The sequence below is a fragment of the Pedobacter steynii genome, from assembly GCF_001721645.1.
GTDB classification, from domain to species: domain Bacteria; phylum Bacteroidota; class Bacteroidia; order Sphingobacteriales; family Sphingobacteriaceae; genus Pedobacter; species Pedobacter steynii_A.
The window spans coordinates 3,492,049-3,507,119 of record NZ_CP017141.1 but is presented as its reverse complement, the minus strand read 5'-3'; the positions used below and the strand labels follow the sequence as shown (position 1 = coordinate 3,507,119).

Below are 15,071 nucleotides of genomic sequence, written 5' to 3'. Positions count from 1 at the left end.
CCAAAAATGCTGATTTTCCTGTTTTGAGTTTACATAGGCAGTAAGGATTGTGTTTTTTGTTGTTTTGGAACGATATTCTCCACCATGTGAGTCAGCTGTGGGGTTTGGAATTCGCAACTGGAATGCATTCTTAAATTATTGTATTTATCCATAGCCAGTTCTACTGATACTTTCGCCTGGGCTACATTTTTAAAGGTCTTTTCCAACCCTAGTTCCATTTTCAGTATTCCATTCACTCTTTCTGCTATTGCATTATCATATGGACTGCCTGTCTGAGTCATACTGATTTGTATTCCATTGTCTTTAAGCATGGTCACATAGTCATCGCAACAATATTGAGTTCCTCTGTCTGAGTGATGAATAAGGGGTCTGTTTGGATACAATCTTCCTTTTAAGGCTAGATTTAATGCTTTAATACATCCGATTGCCTTTAAATCAGTCGCCAAATGATGACCTACGATCTTTCTTGAATAGGCATCTGTGATTAGTGATAAATAAAGAAAACAAGTACTGGTACGCAGATAAGTAATATCGCTTACCCATATTTCTTCAGCATGTATCGCTGGCCTGCGCTGCACCAGATCAGGATGAACTTTAAACCGGTGAAAAGAATTTGTTGTACGAACCCATTTCTTTTTTGTCTTGATCAACATTCCATTAGAACGTACGAATTCAAATACCGCATCTCTTCCCATAGTGATACCATGGGCCTGTAAAAAGCCATTATTGAGTTCTTTATACAACTTTATGCATCCTGTTTTAGGAAGCGCTTTACGGATCTCAATGATTTTTTCAAGTACAATATGCTCCTCCAGAAGATGCAATTCAACACTTTTTAGATGATTATACCAGGCTTGCCTGGTATAATCAAATGTGGCGCAAAGAAGAGCTATGCTATAGTATTTGCGGGTGCCTCTGAGTTCTGAGATCACTTGGTAGCAGCTTTTTTTTTAAGATCTGTACCATATTCCTCATTAGCAATGGCAATCACTTTTTCCAGCACGGCGACCTTCAGTTCTGATAAGGCCAGCCGCTTTTCCAGCTCTCTTCGTTCTTTAGCGCTGAAAGGCAGCTCTTCAGCTACGTTGACGGCTTCTGGCATAAGATGGTTATGATTACTTTTGTACCAAGATACGAATCTATAAACCGTATTGGGCGATAACCCATACTTACGTTCTATTTGAACCTGGCTAAAATCACCATCAAGATACTCTAAGGCGATCTGTACTCTAAGACTCTCGGAATGATTCCACTCTGTGCCTCCTTTTCTTTTGTTTGGACGTTCATTTTTCATACTCATTTTTCTCTCTTGAAAAACTTTCTTATGTAAACTCAGGGCAGGAACGGACAAGGATCTCCGAACTAGAGTCTTTCCGATTCAGACAAACCTATATAGGGTTTAAGGTCGTATGCCCTTTAGCATAGACCCATTTAAGGTCACAGTAGCACTGTCTGACAAATTGTAATGAGTTTTAACAATTTTTGGATTTAAAAGTACTATTGTACTTCTACCAGGAATACTCAAATCTGCAAATGCAATCTGGTTAGAAGAATCAACTGTTAAAAACGCATCGGCAAAACCGGCCTCTCCTACTCTGGCCTTTAGCGTATTTACTTTAACATGATCCATATAAACAGAAGTAAACTTTCCGAGACGAAGATCCAGCAACTCTCCGCTTAAATCTTTAACTCTGATTTCGCCATGATTATAAAACCATTCTTTCTCCTTTTGCTCCTTAGTAAAATAAGGTGCTGTATTTATCGTATTCAGGCTATTTGAAAAAAGAATGATATCACCATCTTTGGTATGGAAGCCACGTTCTTTAGCCTCATTAGTCAGATCTATAGTCAATGCATTTCCTACCTGACTAACATTAACCAGACCTTTAACCTGGTCTCTAATCCATAAACCTTCTTTATCTCCTTTTTCTATACTGATGGCAAATCTGTTTGCCGCATTAACGTGAAGCTCAGTCAATCCTTTAATGGAGCTAAACTCAAGCTCATTGAAACGGTCTTTATAACCACCTTTCTGATAAGATGCCTTTAAAGAAAAGTTATAAGCAGTTAACATCGCCAATGAAATAATGGCTGCTGCGATAATAAATATGGTACTTAGTTTCATCTTCTGTAATTTTATTTTTAATGATTACTTCTGGTAATGTTCCGCTTTAAACTTCTCAAAGCGTTCTTCAATTTCTTTCATACTGATATTTAAGAGAAATATATTTCTGAAAAATTCCGGGAGTTCATTTCCCAGGAATCTTTCTTTACTATATCCTTTTATTTTCTCTTCGGCATCCGCAGCAATAAAAAAACCTATTCCCCTCTTGTTTAAGATGACTTCTTTATTCTGTAAAAACTCATAGGCTCTGACTACCGTATTCGGGTTTACCTGTAAATCCACAGCCAGTTCTCTAACGGAAGGGATCTTCTCATTTGCCGGCCACTTGTGCAGCATAATATTTTCTCCAACATAAGCAGCTATCTGCAGATATATGGCTTCATTATCTCTAAATTCCATCTTAGACTTCTTTTTCTTTCAATTTAAAATAGGCACCGATCCATAATAACACCGCAAAAGTCAGGGATAAACCAAGCATTAACGGTTTGACAGAAGGCAAAGGATTAATGATATAATATCTTCCGGCTTCTTCTATCCCTAAGTTTACAAAGGGCACTATTTTTTGCAGCTTCACATCAAAGAGTGCATGAACCATAGGTTGATTGATCAAAATCAGCACCAGGCTCAGTATCAATACCACAAATGCAGTTTTGATAAAATGAATCTTCTCAAAAAAGATTGCTCCCAAAAAAGCCATACTATGGACAATCATGTAGAGCTGAAATACAAACAAGTGCTCGCCATCTGCAGAAAACACATTCATAATTTTTAATTCTTCACCTTTTCCTGAACTACCAAGCGTTAAGACAAGAAAATCGACAGCATAAAAACTCAACAGGAAAACCAGTTGAAAAATAACAAAAGAGTAAATCCAGGCGACCAGATACTTCTCAAAATGAGAAACCGGCAGCGTCAACATCGCAATTGACTTCCTGCTATCTCCAAAATCAGAAAAGACCAAACTCGTAAAAACTGAGCCCGCACCTAAAAGAAAAAGAAAGAAAATGGAAAACTGAGTTTTTATTTGAATAGCTCCACCACTCACATAACAAAGAAATCCAAGGGCTGCAGTCAGCAGCCCGAATAACACGGCTACGGATAATAAATAAGTTTTATAATATTCTCGGGTATGTTTACTAAAAAGAAGTGAAAATCTTCGAAAGTTAAATATATTGTTCATGAGGCCTTATTTTAAAATGTCTATTACTGATTTATGATCGTTGACGATCGCATTGAAAAGCATCTCCATATCAACCTTGCTGAAAGTCTGATTATGGTTCACACTGATCGTATTGATTCCTACAGCATTGGATTCTTCATAGAGGATAGCCGCCTTATTTGCCTGAGCAGTAGTCGTAAATTGAATGCGCTCTGCAATTTCATCCAGACCACTATTCAATACAATCTCTTGCTGGTGCAAAACCAATACACTGTCGATCAGGCTATCCAGGTCACGGATCTGATGCGTAGAGATGATGATACAGCGCTCATCAGTAAGTGCCCCGGCGATAATTTTCCTGAATTTAACTTTAGACGGGATATCCAAACCATTAGTAGGTTCATCCATAATAAGTAATGCCGTGTTTGTAGCCAGGCCAAAAGCAATCATTACTTTTTTCTGCTGACCGAAAGACAGTTTTCCCAATACACTGGAAACCGGCACATCGAATTCTGCCAACATCTTAAAATATTGTGCTTCATTAAATTTCGGATAGAAATGTGCGGTACTGCCTGCAAACTGAGTGGCCGTAATTCCCGGCAAATGCATTTCCTCAGGTATAAAAAACAATTCCTGCAAAAAACCTGGTAAACGGCCTGCAGAATGATATCCATTAAGTGAACAAAGGCCCTCCTGAGGGAAAACAAGGCCCGCAAGGTTTTTAAGAAGTGTAGATTTACCCGCTCCATTCTTTCCAAGCAGACCATATATATGACCCATCTGAAGCTTTAAGTTCAGGTTTTTAAACAACAATTTCTTTTTGCTGTATCCAAAGGTTAAGTTGGAGATTTCTATCATAGCGTTATAAGTTTAGTGTACTATTTAACTAGTACAGTACAAATGTAGACAATAGACTTAATTATCCAAATATTTTATTCTTTTTTTATTACTTCTATCAGGAAGAACAAACCAGCATGTCTTTACTGAGCCGAAATAATACTAACTTTATATCCTGGCGGGATCAACTCCGGAAGACTACTAATGAATCAATCAGAAAAAGCGACAGCAGGTTTTCTGCAGAATAAATCAGCAACAAGCATTGCCCTTTTTCGGCAGCTGACAGCAACTTTATTGAAAATCGGGAATGTGGAATATCATGCCGGAAAAACTATGATCGCTTTTTCCGGCAGAATAAATTTTGCTTATGTCATACAAATGGGTAAGGATTTCATCGATGTAGTTCTACCCTTTAAACAGCCTTACGAAGACAACTTATGTTTCCGCAAGATCAAAGCAGTGCTGGGTAGCGATGACTACAACCACCATTTGAGAATCTATCATCCTGATGACCTCAATGAGGAAGTCATCAGTTACCTTAAAATAGCCTATGAAAATGGGAAGTAGCCTATCTTAAGGCATAATTTCAAATTCCTGTTTCAACTTAATATCTTCGGAAGACTGACCAATCATTACTCTAAATTTCCCAGGTTCCACCCTCCAGTTCATATCTTTATCCAAAATAGAAAGGTCGTCCGGCTTGAGCATAAATTTCACGGTTTTCTGTTCTCCTGGCAAAAGGCTTAATCTTTCGAATCCCCGAAGATCCGAGTCATAAGTGGTTACACTACTCACCAGGTCTTTAAGATATAGCTGTACCACATCATCTCCTTTACGTCCTCCGGTATTCTTCACCTCCACACTCACTTCAATATCAGAACCTGCCTGCTGCGTAGTTTGTTTTACCTGTAGGTTGCTATATTCAAAACTGGTATAACTCAAACCATAACCAAAGGGATATAATGCACCGTTCACACTTGTTTTTCCATATCCATTATTTCCGCTGCTGGGCTGCCCCGCCTGTGAAGCAGGCTTAAAAGGGAAATTATACTCCAGCTGACCTACAGACTTCGGGAAAGTAATGGGAAGTTTGCCTCCAGGGTTATAATCTCCAAATAAAGTTTCGGCAATGATCGTCCCACTCTGCGGGCCCGGAAACCAGGCTTCCAGGATTGCGGGGATATAGCGGTTTTCCCAATTGATGGTTAGAGGCTGACCGTTGACCATCACCATTACTACCGGTTTTCCCGTAGCATGAAGTGCCATTAGTAATTGTAATTGTCGGCCGGGCAGATTTAATCCAGTACGGGTAAGGCTTTCTCCCACCCTTTTCTCATCTTCCCCCACCACAGCAATGATCACATCAGCTTGTTTCGCCTGTGCGACAGCTTCATCAATTCCTCTTTGTTCTGCATCAGAAAGAGGGCTGGGAATAATTTCACTTTCGGGCCAGTTGGGATCTATCATATCACATCCTTTCACATAATTGACCTGAGCAGCAGCGCCCAGATATTTCCTGATGCCATCAACAACAGAAGTGACCGGATTGTTAGATGGGCCATACCTGCTTGTGGTGTAATTTACTTCTGCGGCCAGCGGTCCGGTAATCAGGACATTTTTCAGTTTCTTCGCATCCAAAGGCAGGAGGTTTTGCTCATTCTTCAGGAGTACCAGAGACTCACGACTCAGCTGCGCTGAAAATGCTTCATTTTTGGCAGTATGAACCACCTGATCTGATGCTTTTGTATTTTGGACGTAAGGGTGATCGAAAAGCCCCAGTCTGAACTTTACCCGTAAAACATGAGCAACTCTTTCATCAATCGTTTTCATCGCAATCTTTCCCTCCTTTATCAGTTCTCTTAAAGGCATGATATACTGTTCTGGCATGGTAAAATTGGTACGTACGTCCAGTCCGGCTTCAACAACCTGCCTGATTGCCCCTTTATAATCATCCGCAACATGATGTTTTGAATAGAGGTATTCTACCGCTTCACTATCTGAAACGATATATCCTTTAAAACCATATTTTTCTCTGAGCAATTCTGTCAGAAAATAACGGCTTCCCGTCACCGGAACTCCATCATAGTCATTATAGCTACTCATCACCCCCATCGGTGCAGCTTCCTGCACAACCCTTCTGAAAGGATACAGATGTATCTGATGCAACTCTCTCCATGCCACATGCGGGTCGGTGCGGGCATCCCCATCTCTTCCTCCTTTAGGCACACTATATACAGCAAAATGTTTCAAAGTAGCGGCAACTCCATTCTCCTGAATTCCCAATACCATTTGTTTTCCAAGCTCGGCTATGTGAAAAGGATTCTCTCCATAACATTCAACTACCCTTCCCCAGCGCTGATCTCTGGCAGGATCTAAAATAGGTGCATATACATTGGTATATCCCAATGCTTTAGCCTCACGTCCGACAATATTTCCTGCCTGTCTTACCATAGACTTATTCCAGGTGCTTCCAATGTTAACCGGCGCCGGTAAAGGCGTTGCGCGGTCATGACAAAGTCCATGAATACCTTCATTGGTAAAATCGACCGGGATTCCCATTCTTGTTTCTTCAATAAACCACCTCTGAAGTGTATTAATGGCTTCAGCGTGCTTACTGAATGGATAAGAATAAGCAGTTTGTGCTTTTTTATTATAAGCCAGACTATTCAATGCCTCATCAATATTGGCAATTCCATCCTTCCAGACTTTAGTTTTCCATTCCGCAGTAGGCATCTCCTCTTTCAGCACCCTTCCATAACCATACAACGTAGCCATCTGGCAGGTCTTCTCCTCCATCGTCATTTGAGAAATTAAATCGGCTACCCTTTTCTCTATTTCCTGCGAGGGATCTTCAAAGACCTCTTTCTTTCCATTTTTATTAAAATCTATCCAGTTTTTATTGTAGATATTTTTATGCTGTGCGTAAGAAGCACTTTGTAAAGAGAAAAGTGCAGCACATAACATCAATGTCTTTTTCATCATAATGAGCAATTGCAGTACGTGGTTCTAAATCCGACTAAATTAGGTTAATTAAATGATTTGATACTGGCATTTCGGTCAATGATTTTAGCATATTCGAATCTTTCCGTTTCCTGTAGATCATTAGCCGGCCACCTGTTTTTGCCCCACTTTTAGCATCAGAAAAACACAGCCAGAAAACGCCATTTGTTAAATTATGTTAAGGGTTTGACAGGATGAATCGCTTTACATAGCTTAGCGTCCTATTATTTTTAATTGACGTTATCGTATTATTAACTTATCTTTGCAGAATGTTTAAAATTAAACACGTATTACTATTAAGTTTCACCATCATAGCCCTAACTATCGCGGGTTGCAAAAGTCAGTTTGAAAAAATCAGACTGAGCAACGATGTAGCCAAGAAGTATCAGGAGGCCATGAAGCTTTATAACAAGAAGAATTACACAAAAGCTATCATTCTATTTGAAGACCTTTCTCAAAAGTACAGAGGAAGAGCAGAAGCGGAAGACTTAAACTACTACTATGCCCTGACTTTATATAAATTAAGGGATTATACGACTGCCAGATATCAGTTCAAATCATTTGCCGATACCTATCCGACAAGTAAATATGCAGAAGAATGCAGATACCTGGGTGCTTACTGTTATTACCTGGAATCTCCGAAATCTTCTCTGGATCAGGAGAATACTTATAAGGCGATTGATGCCTTACAATTATTCATCAACTTTTATCCTAAAAGCGAACGTGTAGCGGATGCCAGCAAATATATTGCAGACCTGCGCTCGAAACTGGAAACTAAAGCATTTGATAATGCCAAATTATACTACGATTTAGGTGGATACGACATCAGCAATTATAAATCTGCTGTTATTGCGTTAAAAAACGCACAGATTGATTTTCCGGATATTAAATATGCAGAAGAGATGGATCTTTTGATCGTTAAATCTCAATATGCTTATGCAAAAAACAGTATTGAAATACGTCAGGAGGACAGATACAATGAAGCCATCACTTATGCTGATGAATTTGTAGAGTCTCATCCTCAGAGTAAATTGGTTGATGAAGCTAAAGCTTTAAAGAAAGATAGTGAAGAAGGTATAGCACATGCAAAACGTGTGATTGCCGAGTTCCAGAAGGATCAGGAAAAATATAAAGCAATGCTGGCAAAAGAAGCGAAAGCAGACAGCACCAATACTACAATTAAAACCCCAATCAAATAATGAACACGAACAAACCTGCTGTACCGAATACTACGGTTACTAGAAATGTTAATGATTTAGATCAAAAAACTGAGAATATCTATGAGTCTTTAGTAATTATTTCTAAAAGGGCTAATCAGATTTCTAACAACATTAAAGAAGAATTACACGGTAAATTAGCGGAGTTTGCTTCTTCAAATGATAACCTGGAAGAGATCTTTGAAAACAGAGAACAAATTGAAATCAGTAAGCACTATGAGCGCATGCCTAAGCCTTCGCTAATTGCTATTGATGAGTTCCTGAATGATAAAATTTATCACAGAAACCCTGCTAAAGAGCAACAATAAAACCGGGCATAGGTATTAAATTGCATTCCTGCATTAAGAAACCATGCTAGAAAATAAAAACATCATTCTTGGCGTTTGCGGCAGCATTGCAGCATATAAATCGGCGATACTGGTCAGGTTACTGGTAAAGGCTGGCGCAAACGTTAAAGTTATTCTTACGGCCGATGCGGCAAATTTCATTACCCCGCTCACCCTGGCCACCCTGTCGAAAAATCCCGTTTATACCCAATACTTTGAGGCCGAAACCGGCGTTTGGAGCAATCATGTGGAATTAGGCCTCTGGGCTGATTTTATGGTAATTGCCCCGGCAAGTGCCAATACATTGGCAAAAATGGCCACCGGTATTTGCGACAACCTTTTAACTGCTGTTTACTTATCGGCCAGGTGTCCCGTTTTTGTTGCTCCGGCAATGGACCTCGACATGTGGAAACATGAGAGTACACAACACAATATTGAAAAGCTTTTATCCTATGAAAACCAACTTATTGCGCCTGGAAAAGGAGAGCTTGCAAGTGGTTTATACGGAGAAGGCCGGATGGCTGAACCTGAAGAGATTCTAAGTTTTCTGAATGAAGCAGCAAAGAAGGGCCTTCCGTTATTGGGCAAAAAAGTACTGGTTACTGCTGGTCCTACCTATGAAGCCATAGATCCTGTTCGCTTTATCGGAAATCATTCTTCCGGAAAAATGGGTTTTGCAATTGCAGAAGTATTTGCTGCTTTAGGAGCTGAGGTAACCCTGATCTCGGGCCCTACTGCAGAGAAAGCCTCCGCTCAAATCAAAAGAATCAATGTTGTAAGTGCAGCCGACATGCTGAAGGCTTGTAAAACAGAATTTCCTCAGTCAGAGATTATGGTCATGAGTGCAGCTGTAGCGGATTATACCCCTGTTACTGCCGCCAGCCAAAAGATTAAAAAGACAAATCCTGAATTCAGCCTGGAATTAAAAAAGACAGAAGATATTCTGGCTACATTAGGGCAGATAAAAACAAAGCAGCAAATTCTTGTCGGTTTTGCATTAGAAACTGAAAATGAAGAAGCCTATGCAAAAGCAAAGCTTGAAAAGAAAAATCTTGACCTGATTGTACTCAATTCGTTGAACGACAAAGGTGCGGGTTTTAAGGTAGATACCAATAAAATCACTATATTTAATAAAGCAGCTGAAAAAGTGGTTTTTGAAACAAAATCCAAGTCTGAGGTTGCGAAAGATATCTGCAATGAAATATTAAAATTAGTTTTATAAGCTAACTGTAAAAACCGCTCCGATGAAAAAACGCCTTCTCCTCTTTTTCTTCTCTTTCTTTCTTTGCAACACCGCTATCCTTGCACAGGAATTAAATGCAAGAGTTACCGTAATGGCACCAACAGTACCTAACATCAATAAGAGGAATATAGAGGTTCTACAGAATACCATCAGAGAATTTTTAAATAATAATAAGTGGACCAATGAAACTTATACCCCTCAGGAACGTATAGAAACTAATTTCGTGATTACAGTAACCGCCTGGGATGGTAGCTCAGGCTATAAAGCAGAAGCACAGATCCAATCCAGCAGACCAGTATACGGTACTGCTTATAACAGCACCATTCTAAATATTAGCGACAAAGATTTCGATTTCAACTATAATGAAGGGCAGTCTTTAGATTTCTCGGATCAGAATTTCATATCTAATCTGAGTTCCCTGCTCGGTTTTTATGCAAACACCATTATTGGATTAGACAAAGATAGCTTTAGTAACCTTGGTGGAACACCATTTTACAATAAAGCTCAGAATATTCTAAACCTGGCACAACAATCCGGCAATAAAGGCTGGAAGGCTGCTGATGGTTTAAGAAACAGATACTGGCTTAATGAAAACCTGCTCAATAAAAGCTTTGAGGATTTAAGGGTCTTTATTTACAATTATCATTACAATGGAATGGATCGTCTTCAGGACGATATGGAAAAAGGGTCCAAAAAGATCATTTCTCTTCTTTCCGGATTAACAAGAATGGACAGGCAAAAGTTAGGCTCTATTTTCCCCAATGTATATTTTGCGACCAAAGCGGATGAAATTGTTAACCTCCTGTCTATAGGAAATCCTCAGGAAAGACTAAAAGCTTACAACCTTCTGTCAGATATTGATCCTGCAAACCTCAATAAATACGAGGCCTTAAAACCAGCCAGACAAGGTCTTTAGCAGTCATTTACAAAAATATTCAGCATTTTATTGAAAAATATTTTGTTTATACGAATAGATTCGTACATTTGATTACGAAACAATTCGTACAATAAAGGATATGACAGCAGCGACACCCCTTAAGCCAACAGAAAGTGAATTGGAGATCTTACAGATTTTATGGGAAAAAGGAAATTGTACCGTAAGGGAAGTACACGAGATTCTGGAAAAAAATAAAGATGCAGGCTACACGACTACCCTGAAACTGATGCAAATCATGTCGGAAAAAGGGTTGGTTATCCGCGACACTTCTTCCAAAACTCACATTTACAAAGCACTCGTTAATCAACAAAAAACAGAACAGCATCTGGTTAATAAAATGATTGATAATGTTTTTAATGGTTCTGCAGCGCGACTGGTAATGCAAGCCCTGGGAAACCATAGCGCCAGTCAGGATGAAATTGATTCAATTAAAAAATACCTGGACGACCTTAGCAAAAAATAAATTATGGAAGCAATTGTAAACAACCTGATCAAAGCCACCGGCTGGAGCATATTTCACTCCTTATGGCAGGGAGCTATTATTTATGCCATTTTATTCCTGACTGTAATTGCAATGCCTAAACTGAAGGCCCAACTGAAGCATAACCTCGCTTATGCAGCCATGTGCCTGATCTTTGTTTCTTTTTGCATCACCTTCTTTTCCATTTTCAAGCTTCCGCTAAGCAATGGAAATGGCAGCGGGGCAGAATTACACATCAGTGCCGCTTATTATGAATACCTCAGTACCCTACCTCAGGAAATCAGCAGCAAAACAGAAACCCTATTCCCTTATATTGTCAGCGTTTACGGAATCGGCATTCTTTTTCAGCTATTCATCCTTATCGCAGGATACCGAAAAATGCATCAACTTAAAAATGCAGCACAAATCGCGGTACCAGCTGCATGGACAACTGTATTTGAGGAGATGGTTTCCAAATTAAACCTGAAACAGTATATCGGATTCTATCTCTCGGAAAAAGTAAATGTTCCTTTAGTAATCGGTTATTTTAAACCCATAGTCTTGTTCCCTGTTGCGCTGGCAACACAACTTGACATTAAACAGGTGGAAGCAATCCTGATTCATGAACTTTCGCACATCCGCAGAAATGATTACCTCTTAAACCTTATTAAAACAGGGATAGAAACCATTTTGTTCTTTAATCCTTTCATCTGGCTTAGTGGCCGGTTCATCAACATTGAGCGTGAGCATGCTTGTGATGACCTTGTGGTACAGCTGACCGGGACGCCGGTAACTTATGCCCATGCCTTACTAAAACTGGAAATTCTGAAGGACCAGTCTGCCCCTGCCCTTTCTATGGCGGCGACAGGAAAAAATCAACATTTATACCAACGAATTAAAAGAATCACAGACATGAAAACGAATTATATGAATGCAAAACAGCAGATTTTTGCGATCACACTTACCATTGCTACGGTAATATCCTTAGCATGGGTTAAACCATCTAAAGCCGAAAAACCAACACTCAACACAGCCCCGCTTACAGAAGACGTAGAAATTGCCGGTGTCGGACTAAAATTTAAAGTACAGGATCTGAAAGCCTTGAAACTAGCTCAGCAACCAGCACACCTGAATACGGATACGACCAAAAAGAAAAGAAAGTTTAAAATTGTAACGGTTGATGCAAATGGAAATAAACAAGAGTACAACTCCATCAAAGAGGTCCCTGATAGTTTAAGAGCTGAAGTTTTTAACCAGACTTTTGTCAGCTTTCCGAAGTCAGGTAACTTCAATGTTTTTGTAGACAGCGTTACCGGAGCAAGCCTGGCATTTATGAAGTCTCCGGAATGGAAAAAAAATATGGCTGATATCCGGAAAAACGGCGAAGAAATCAGTAAACATTTCAATTCTCCGGAATGGAAAAAAAACATGGCCGATATCCGGAAAAACGGGGAGGAAATCAAACGACACTTTAACTCTCCGGAATGGAAAAAACAGCAGGAGAGTATCCTAAAAAACGCAGAAGAGATGAAAAAGCACTTCAGCTCTCCGGAATGGAAAAAGCAACAGTTGGAAATCCAGAAAAGTGGAGAAGAAGTCCGTAAATATTTCGACTCTCCGGAATGGAAAAAACAACAGGAAGAAATCCACAAAAATGGAGAAGAAATGAGTAAATATTTCAATTCTCCGGAATGGAAAAAACAGCAGGAAGAGATCCGTAAAAATGGCGAGGAAATAGGCAAATACTTCAATTCTCCGGAATGGAAGAAACAGGTAGAAGAGATGCGTAAAAATGTCGGCGAGGGTGATCATTATTACTATAATTTCAAAGAGCTTTCAAAAAAGGCTCAGGAAAATAAAGAACTTCGTAACTCCGCTGAATATAAGGAACTCAAAGAGAAATTTGACAAAGAGGTAGAAGCATTGAAAAAGAAAAAAGAAGCTGCTGCACCGGCAAGAGCGAATAACTAAAATATTAAAACCACAAATAAACCAACATGGAGGCAGAGGATTTTTCTTCTGCCTTTTTTGTGGAAAAGAATAATCACCCATTGCTTAAGTTTTCATATTTTAGCAGCGTAATATGCTACAGAAACTTTCTATTCGTAACTACGCTTTAATAGACAGTGTGGAATTAAACCTGGATAAAGGTTTAAACATCATCACTGGAGAAACAGGTGCCGGGAAATCCATTATGCTGGGCGCCCTTTCGCTGATTTTAGGCCAGCGGGCAGAAACTAAATATTTCTTTAATCAGGAAAAAAAATGCATTATTGAAGGGCTGTTTTTACTGACAGACCATAACCTTCAGCATTTGTTTGAAGACAATGACATTGATTTTCATGAGGAAACGATATTAAGGAGAGAAATTTCCACTGATGGCAAATCCCGGGCTTTCATTAATGATACCCCGGTTACCCTTGTGGTTATGAAACAGGTTGGCGAAAGGCTGATCGATATTCATTCTCAACATGCAACCCTGGAAATAAATGATCCCGGATTCCAGCTTTCTGTGGTTGATACACTGGCAGACCATCAGTCCTTATTATCTGATTACCGTCAGAGTTACAAGCAATATAAAAAATACCTGCAACAGCTATCTGCCCTGCAAACCGCAGCAGACGAGGCGAAAAGCAGACAGGATTATGAACAGTTTTTGTTTAATGAGCTGGAAAATGCTGCGCTTAAAACAGACGAGCAAACGGTTTTAGAGACCGAATTACAAACCCTTAACAATGCAGAAAGCATTAAAAGAAGCCTGTTAAACGGCTATAATCTTTTGAGCGAAGAGGAAGCTTCTGCCCTTCCTATCCTTAAAGAAGTGATCGCTCAGATCCAAAGCATTGAACGCTTTAATCCGGATTACGCCAGCTTAAATGAGCGCCTGCGCTCTGCATTGATCGAATTAAAAGATATTGCTGCCGAAACCCTTAACCTGGAGGAAAGTATTGTTTTTAATCCAGCCAGAATTGAAGAAATCAATGAAAGGTTAGATGTCCTCTATACGCTTCAGCAAAAGCATAAAGTCAACAGTGTAGAAGAACTGATCGATATCCGTCAGCAACTGTCTGACAACCTGAATATATTGTTGAGTGGCGATGAAGAAATTGACCGACTGAACAAGGAAATCATCGCACTAAAGGCAACATTGGTTCAGATGGCAGATCAACTCGCTGAGGACCGGACTAAATCAATTATTAGTACAGAAAATCAGGTTGCTGCAGTTTTACAACAGGTAGGAATGCCTAAAGCCAGAATCAAAATTGAACAAACAATTCTGGAGGAACTAAATAAAGACGGAAAAGATAATATTGTGATGCTCTTTTCTGCCAATAGCGGCCAGCCCCCTGCTCCCGTAGGAAAAGTCGCATCAGGAGGAGAGCTTTCCAGGCTGATGCTGGCGATCAAGTCTATCATGGCTAAACATACTGCTTTACCTACACTTATTTTTGACGAGATTGATACCGGCATTTCGGGTGAGACCGCCCTGCGTGTGGGCGATGTAATCGGAGATCTGGAGAAAAATATGCAAGTGATCTGTATTACCCATCTCCCGCAAATTGCCGCCAAAGGGGAAGCGCATTATTTTGTATATAAAAATGAAAAGGGAGTACGCCCTACCACCGGCATCAGAAGACTGGCGCCCGCTGAACGGGTCCAGGTGATTGCTGAAATGCTCAGTGGGAAAGATCCGGGAGTTCCGGCCATAGCAAATGCAAAAGAACTCCTTGGTTATTAAAAACAAGCCCGACAGAGTCGTATTTGTT

Annotated in this window: 15 protein-coding genes and 1 pseudogene; 8 read left to right on the top strand and 8 right to left on the bottom strand. The window is 39.8% G+C overall.

Annotated features, from left to right (window positions below; all coding sequences use genetic code 11):
- Positions 1-29 precede the first annotated feature (29 nt).
- From BFS30_RS14610 to BFS30_RS14585, 6 genes are all read right to left on the bottom strand, one after another.
- On the bottom strand, positions 30-932 hold the full coding sequence (locus BFS30_RS14610) for an IS3 family transposase (protein ID WP_157262844.1): 903 nt from the start codon (positions 930-932) through the stop codon (positions 30-32).
- Entirely contained in the window at positions 929-1,294 is a 366-nt protein-coding gene (locus BFS30_RS14605; RefSeq protein ID WP_069377809.1) for a helix-turn-helix domain-containing protein, read from the bottom strand. Before BFS30_RS14605 ends, BFS30_RS14610 begins: the two co-directional genes overlap by 4 nt.
- Positions 1,295-1,399: 105 nt before the next feature.
- Entirely contained in the window at positions 1,400-2,125 is a 726-nt protein-coding gene (locus tag BFS30_RS14600; RefSeq protein ID WP_069379958.1) for a hypothetical protein, read from the bottom strand.
- A gap of 24 nt (positions 2,126-2,149) precedes the next feature.
- The gene (locus BFS30_RS14595) at positions 2,150-2,524 is read right to left on the bottom strand and encodes a GntR family transcriptional regulator (RefSeq protein ID WP_069379957.1); all 375 of its coding nucleotides are present in this window, start codon (positions 2,522-2,524) and stop codon (positions 2,150-2,152) included.
- Position 2,525: 1 nt separating this feature from the next.
- Positions 2,526-3,305: a hypothetical protein gene (locus BFS30_RS14590; protein WP_069379956.1), complete on the bottom strand. Its 780-nt coding sequence runs from the start codon at positions 3,303-3,305 to the stop codon at positions 2,526-2,528.
- 6 nt (positions 3,306-3,311) lie between these two features.
- On the bottom strand, positions 3,312-4,142 hold the full coding sequence (locus BFS30_RS14585; RefSeq protein ID WP_069379955.1) for an ABC transporter ATP-binding protein: 831 nt from the start codon (positions 4,140-4,142) through the stop codon (positions 3,312-3,314).
- 183 nt (positions 4,143-4,325) lie between these two features.
- Between BFS30_RS14585 and BFS30_RS14580 the strand changes: the two genes are divergently transcribed.
- The gene (locus BFS30_RS14580; RefSeq protein ID WP_069379954.1) at positions 4,326-4,688 is read left to right on the top strand and encodes a DUF5655 domain-containing protein; all 363 of its coding nucleotides are present in this window, start codon (positions 4,326-4,328) and stop codon (positions 4,686-4,688) included.
- A 6-nt stretch (positions 4,689-4,694) separates the two neighbouring features.
- Here the strand turns inward: BFS30_RS14580 and BFS30_RS14575 are convergent, their stop codons facing one another.
- Positions 4,695-7,103 carry a glycoside hydrolase family 3 N-terminal domain-containing protein gene (locus BFS30_RS14575; protein WP_083252057.1) on the bottom strand — a complete coding sequence of 803 codons (2,409 nt, stop codon included), beginning with the start codon at positions 7,101-7,103 and terminating at the stop codon, positions 4,695-4,697.
- 287 nt (positions 7,104-7,390) lie between these two features.
- Here BFS30_RS14575 and BFS30_RS14570 point away from each other — a divergent pair, with 287 nt between their 5' ends.
- The 6 genes and pseudogenes from BFS30_RS14570 to BFS30_RS28200 form a co-directional block, all read left to right on the top strand.
- Positions 7,391-8,320: an outer membrane protein assembly factor BamD gene (locus BFS30_RS14570; RefSeq protein ID WP_069379953.1), complete on the top strand. Its 930-nt coding sequence runs from the start codon at positions 7,391-7,393 to the stop codon at positions 8,318-8,320.
- Complete coding sequence (locus BFS30_RS14565; RefSeq protein WP_069379952.1) at positions 8,320-8,646, top strand: DNA-directed RNA polymerase subunit omega; 327 nt, start codon at positions 8,320-8,322, stop codon at positions 8,644-8,646. The genes BFS30_RS14570 and BFS30_RS14565 overlap by 1 nt, the downstream gene beginning before the upstream one ends.
- A 43-nt stretch (positions 8,647-8,689) precedes the next feature.
- Entirely contained in the window at positions 8,690-9,886 is a 1,197-nt protein-coding gene (coaBC, locus tag BFS30_RS14560; protein ID WP_069379951.1) for a bifunctional phosphopantothenoylcysteine decarboxylase/phosphopantothenate--cysteine ligase CoaBC, read from the top strand.
- Between the two features lie 22 nt (positions 9,887-9,908).
- Positions 9,909-10,823, top strand: a complete 915-nt coding sequence (locus tag BFS30_RS14555) for a DUF4835 family protein (RefSeq protein ID WP_069379950.1) — start codon at positions 9,909-9,911, stop codon at positions 10,821-10,823.
- A gap of 100 nt (positions 10,824-10,923) precedes the next feature.
- Positions 10,924-11,307: a BlaI/MecI/CopY family transcriptional regulator gene (locus BFS30_RS14550; protein ID WP_069379949.1), complete on the top strand. Its 384-nt coding sequence runs from the start codon at positions 10,924-10,926 to the stop codon at positions 11,305-11,307.
- A 3-nt stretch (positions 11,308-11,310) separates the two neighbouring features.
- Positions 11,311-12,195: pseudogene (locus tag BFS30_RS28200) on the top strand (M56 family metallopeptidase); the annotation flags it as partial.
- 221 nt (positions 12,196-12,416) lie between these two features.
- Here BFS30_RS28200 and BFS30_RS28195 read toward each other — a convergent pair.
- Complete coding sequence (locus tag BFS30_RS28195) at positions 12,417-13,046, bottom strand: hypothetical protein (RefSeq protein WP_420488424.1); 630 nt, start codon at positions 13,044-13,046, stop codon at positions 12,417-12,419.
- A 341-nt stretch (positions 13,047-13,387) separates the two neighbouring features.
- On the opposite strand from BFS30_RS28195, the gene recN reads away from it, so the two are divergent.
- Entirely contained in the window at positions 13,388-15,043 is a 1,656-nt protein-coding gene (gene recN, locus BFS30_RS14540; RefSeq protein WP_069379947.1) for a DNA repair protein RecN, read from the top strand.
- Positions 15,044-15,071: the final 28 nt, after the last annotated feature.

What these genes read in the sequence shown, in the direction of transcription:
- BFS30_RS14605 (WP_069377809.1), bottom strand. Translation starts at nt 1,294, where the DNA reads ATGAAAAATGAACGTCCAAACAAAAGAAAAGGAGGCACAGAGTGGAAT.
- BFS30_RS14600 (WP_069379958.1), bottom strand. Translation starts at nt 2,125, where the DNA reads ATGAAACTAAGTACCATATTTATTATCGCAGCAGCCATTATTTCATTG.
- BFS30_RS14595 (WP_069379957.1), bottom strand. Translation starts at nt 2,524, where the DNA reads ATGGAATTTAGAGATAATGAAGCCATATATCTGCAGATAGCTGCTTAT.
- BFS30_RS14590 (WP_069379956.1), bottom strand. Translation starts at nt 3,305, where the DNA reads ATGAACAATATATTTAACTTTCGAAGATTTTCACTTCTTTTTAGTAAA.
- BFS30_RS14585 (WP_069379955.1), bottom strand. Translation starts at nt 4,142, where the DNA reads ATGATAGAAATCTCCAACTTAACCTTTGGATACAGCAAAAAGAAATTG.
- BFS30_RS14580 (WP_069379954.1), top strand. Translation starts at nt 4,326, where the DNA reads ATGAATCAATCAGAAAAAGCGACAGCAGGTTTTCTGCAGAATAAATCA.
- BFS30_RS14575 (WP_083252057.1), bottom strand. Translation starts at nt 7,103, where the DNA reads ATGATGAAAAAGACATTGATGTTATGTGCTGCACTTTTCTCTTTACAA.
- BFS30_RS14570 (WP_069379953.1), top strand. Translation starts at nt 7,391, where the DNA reads ATGTTTAAAATTAAACACGTATTACTATTAAGTTTCACCATCATAGCC.
- BFS30_RS14565 (WP_069379952.1), top strand. Translation starts at nt 8,320, where the DNA reads ATGAACACGAACAAACCTGCTGTACCGAATACTACGGTTACTAGAAAT.
- coaBC (WP_069379951.1), top strand. Translation starts at nt 8,690, where the DNA reads ATGCTAGAAAATAAAAACATCATTCTTGGCGTTTGCGGCAGCATTGCA.
- BFS30_RS14555 (WP_069379950.1), top strand. Translation starts at nt 9,909, where the DNA reads ATGAAAAAACGCCTTCTCCTCTTTTTCTTCTCTTTCTTTCTTTGCAAC.
- BFS30_RS14550 (WP_069379949.1), top strand. Translation starts at nt 10,924, where the DNA reads ATGACAGCAGCGACACCCCTTAAGCCAACAGAAAGTGAATTGGAGATC.
- recN (WP_069379947.1), top strand. Translation starts at nt 13,388, where the DNA reads ATGCTACAGAAACTTTCTATTCGTAACTACGCTTTAATAGACAGTGTG.